A 3918-nucleotide genomic window follows, 5' to 3' on the forward strand; every position below is an offset into this window, starting at 1 on the left:
GATCCGGACCGTGTCGGGGCCGTCCAGGGCTGCGGTCGCGGTGTGGGTGAGCGGGAAGAGGATCTCGACGCGATGGCCCCCGCGCCCGGTCTCCCGTCCGTCTGCCCGCCCGGTGCGCGTCACCCGGTCGGTGAGCGTCACCCGCTCCGGCCGGACGGTGAAGGTGCGCTCGTGCGCCGGGCGTCCGGGCAGGTGCCGGTAGCCGTCGTGGGACGCGGTGAGGACCGCCGTGTCGCCGTCCAGCGCCAGCCGGACGATCGTCGGGCGGGCGCGGCGGCCGGCGCGGAAGGCGCCCCAGACCTCGGTCGAGTCGGCTCCGTCGACGACCAGGCTCGCGTGCGCCGCGCTCGAGCGTTCGTGGTCGCGGACGGCTCCCGGGTCGTAGGTCGAGGTCGCGGTGTCGACGATCAGGGGGACGCCGTCGTACCAGAGCAGGAACGCGAGGGTGTCGGCGTGGGCGTGCGCGGGCAGCGTGTCCGGGCAGGCCGGCCCGACATCGGCGACGAGGTGGAAGCCGCCCGCCCACAGCACGGCGAGACCGCTGTCGGCGAGCAGCCGTGACCCGGTCCAGGCACCGGCGGACGAGATGCCGTCAGGCGGGAGGACGCCAGGAGGTGGGAGGGCGTCGGGCCAGGCGTCACCGCTGTCGCGGGCCGTCCGCTGCCGGCCAGGTCCCGGTCCCGCCGTTCCCGGTCCCGCCGTTCCCGGCCCCGCTGGTTCTCCTGCTTTGCTTGGTCCTGTCAGTCCTGCTGGTCCTGGTCCCGCGGTTCTCGGTCCGGTGGTCTCCGGGTTCGCGCAGCCTGGTCCGGCGGGTCCGCCGCTGACGGGCTCGTGGCCGCCGGGCAGGTCGCCGGACAGCAGGTGCTCCACCGCGTCGGCGGGGACCGGGTAGCCGTCGTTCAGCAGCGGCACCGTCCCGTCCGGGCCGATTATCTTACGTAGCCAGTCGCGCATCCGGGTGATCGCGGCCGGCAGGTCGTCCGGCACCGCCGCGCCGCTCGCCGCGAGCAGGCCGACCACGTCGTCGAGGTCGGCGAGCACCTGGCAGTGGTAGGCGGGCGCCCGCTCGTAGTGACCACCGTCGGCCAGCACCTGCCGGCGGGCCTCGCCGCGCAGCCTCTCGACCCACCGCCGGCGGCCCGCGGTGTCGCCGGCGGCCACCGCCAGCCCGATCAGGGCCTTGAGGTTCTTGACCAGATGGTTGCCGCCGACGTCGGTCTCCAGGTGCGGCCGCAGGAAGGCCGCGTGCCGGCCGAGGTCGGCGCGCACGGCCGCCTCGGCCGCGCCGCCCCGCGCGAGCGGCTCGAACAGCCCGCACAGCGTCCACGCGCGCAGGGACGCGACATAGGGCGCCCACGCGGTGCCGGCGCCCGGCGGCACTGGCCCGCGGCCACGACCGCGGCCGCGGCGCGTAACGGCCTGGCCGCCGTCGAGCGCCGCGGCGCCCCGGCTGCTGTCGATCATCGTGGCGGCCCGCCAGGACGTGTACAGCCGGGCGAAGGCAGCCCGGGCCTCGTCGCGGTCACCGTGCGCTGTCAGCGTCCAGGCCCAGTCCCAGTAGTGCAGGTGGTAGCGCCACAGCAGCGGCGCGCCGGCCTGCGCCCAGTCGAGTTCGGCCGGGCCGCCGCCCGGGGCGCGCAGCCGGCGGGGGTGGCCGAGCAGGGTCAGCGTCCCGTCGAGCAGTTCGGCCACGTCCGGCCAGGACGCGGCGCAGCGGCCGTCGAACGGTACGAAGGCGGACGGCCAGCAGCCGATCTCCGGGGCGGCCAGCCGCAGCAGCCGGTCGGTCGTCCCGGGGAAACGCCGGGTGAAGGCCCGCTGGCCGCGCAGGCGCACCCGGGCGGTGACCTGTTGTGGCCGCAGGTGCCGCACGGTCCGCGCGTACCGTGCGGCCGGCGCCGGCCAGCCGGCGGCGCGGGCCACAGCCGCGATCCCGTGGCCCGCCGGCGGGCATGGGCCGGTCACGTCAAGCGGCTCCGCCATGTCAGCGGCGCCCCTCGGCCAGCAGCGCCGCCTCGTCCCGGATGCCCCGCGCGAACGGCCGTGGCGCGAAGCCGAGGTCGGCGGCCGCGTCGGTGATCGGGAACGCCTTGTCCTCGGCGAGCCGGGCGATCTGCTCGGCGCGCAGCCGCGGGCGGGCCGCCAGCCGTTCGTACCCGCGGGCCGCGGCGAGCGTGGCGCGCAGCGGGAACGGGACGGTGACGGCCCGGCGCCCGACCGCGTCGGCGGCCTCCGCCACGATCGTCCGGAAGGTCAGTGCCTCCGGCCCGGCGAGGTTGTAGGCGCGGCCGGCGCAGGCGTCCGACCGGACCGCCGCCAGCACGGCGGCGGCGAGATCGTCGACGTGGACGGGCTGCTGCAGGCGCCTGCCGCCACCGGGCAGGGGCAGCAGCGGGCAGCGGCGCAGCGCGGCCAGCAGCCGCGCCATGTTCCGGTCGTCCGGGCCTCCGTAGATCATGGTGGGGCGCAGGATCGTCCAGTCGAGGCCACTGCTGGTGATCGTTTTCTCGGCGTCCGTCCGGATCCGCTTTGTCGCGGCCGGGAGCGTTGTGAAGATCGCGGCCGTGGAGATGAAGAGCGCCCGATGCGGCCCGGACGCCTCGGCCGCCGAGACGATCACGTCCGCGTGCCCGAAGCCGAGGGAGGCGATGTTGACCAGGACGTCGCCCTTGGCGGCCTGGAACGCGGCGTCCACCGAGGCGGGGTCGTCGAGATCGCCCGCGACGGCCTGCGCGCCCGCGCGTTCCAGGGCCTGGGCGGCCGCCGCGCCGCGGGCGAGCCCGATGACGTGGTGGCCGTCCCGGAGCGCGCCCGCGACCACCCGGCGTCCGAGGAATCCCGTTCCGCCGGTCACCAGCAGCCTCATGCGCGTCCTCGCCGCCCGGTGACGTCGGTCGTGACGTCGGTCGTGACGTCGGCCGTGCTGTCGGCCGTGCTGTCGGCCGTGCTGTCGGCCGTGCTGTCGGCCGTCCCGAAGGCCTCGGATGCGCCGGGCGCGCCGGAGCCCTCCGCCGTACCCGCCGTCCTGCCCGTCCCTGCTGCCCCGCCCGCCGGCGGGGGCGGCAGAGGTGCCGGACGGAGCGGCTCGGCCACGGGCTGGGACGGCTTGTCCGCTGGCCGGCGCGGCTCGGCAGCCGGTCGGGGCGGTGGCACCGGTGGCCAGTGCAGTTCGGTGGTGTCCTCCGAGGGCTGTGGGCGCTGTCGCGGAACGGTGACGGCACGGCCCGTCACCTCCTCGAGGAGGTGACGGTAGCGGCGGGCGAGCACCCGCCGGTCGAAACGCGCCACCACACAGGCCCGGCCCTGTGCGCCCATGGCGGCGCGCCGGGCCGGGTCCGCGGCCAGGAGGCGGATCGCCCGGGCCAGTTCCGACGGGTTCTCGGGCGGGACGACGACCCCGCCCGCCTCGGAGAGGATCCGGGCGGCCTCACCGGCGAGCGCGCCGATGACCGGCCGGCCGGCGGCGAGCAGCTCGAACATCTTCGACGGGATGAAGGTGGCGAACAGCGGCACGTCCCGCAGCGGGACCAGGCAGATGTCGGCCGCGGCGACGATGGCCGGCACCTCGTCGCGGTCGACCGCGGGCAGCATGGTGACGTTGGTGAGCCCGAGCTCGGCGACCCGGTCGGCGACCCGCCCGCGGTCGGCTCCCTCGCCGACGAGGGCGACGTGCACCGGATCCCGGGCAAGCTCGGCCGCGGCGTCCACCACCGAGACCAGCCCCTGGGAGATGCCATGGGCGCCGATGTAGAGGACGAGGGTGTCGCCGGGGGCCGCGCCGAGCCGGGCACGCAGCGTCCTGGACGCCGGCTCCGCCGAGGAGGGCTCCGCCGAGGAGGGCCCGGCCGGCCGGCCCGGCGGCCGTGTCCGGGCCACCGGCTCCGCTGCCACCGGCGGTTTCGCCGCGGCTGGGGGGGC

3 protein-coding genes are annotated in these 3918 nt (G+C 77.1%); all 3 read right to left on the reverse strand.

Annotated features, from left to right (window positions below; genetic code table 11):
* A partial coding sequence (locus NBW84_RS18025; protein WP_250285903.1) for a heparinase II/III domain-containing protein occupies nt 1-1983 on the reverse strand: 1983 nt, incomplete at its 3' end.
* A 1-nt stretch (nt 1984) separates the two neighbouring features.
* Entirely contained in the window at nt 1985-2854 is an 870-nt protein-coding gene (locus tag NBW84_RS18030) for an NAD(P)H-binding protein (protein ID WP_250285904.1), read from the reverse strand.
* An 8-nt stretch (nt 2855-2862) separates the two neighbouring features.
* The coding region (locus NBW84_RS18035; RefSeq protein ID WP_250285905.1) for a glycosyltransferase family 4 protein at nt 2863-3918 on the reverse strand (1056 nt) is incomplete at its 5' end.

It is taken from the genome of Protofrankia sp. CiP1_Cm_nod2, assembly GCF_920664355.1.
Classification (GTDB): Bacteria; Actinomycetota; Actinomycetes; order Frankiales; family Frankiaceae; genus Protofrankia.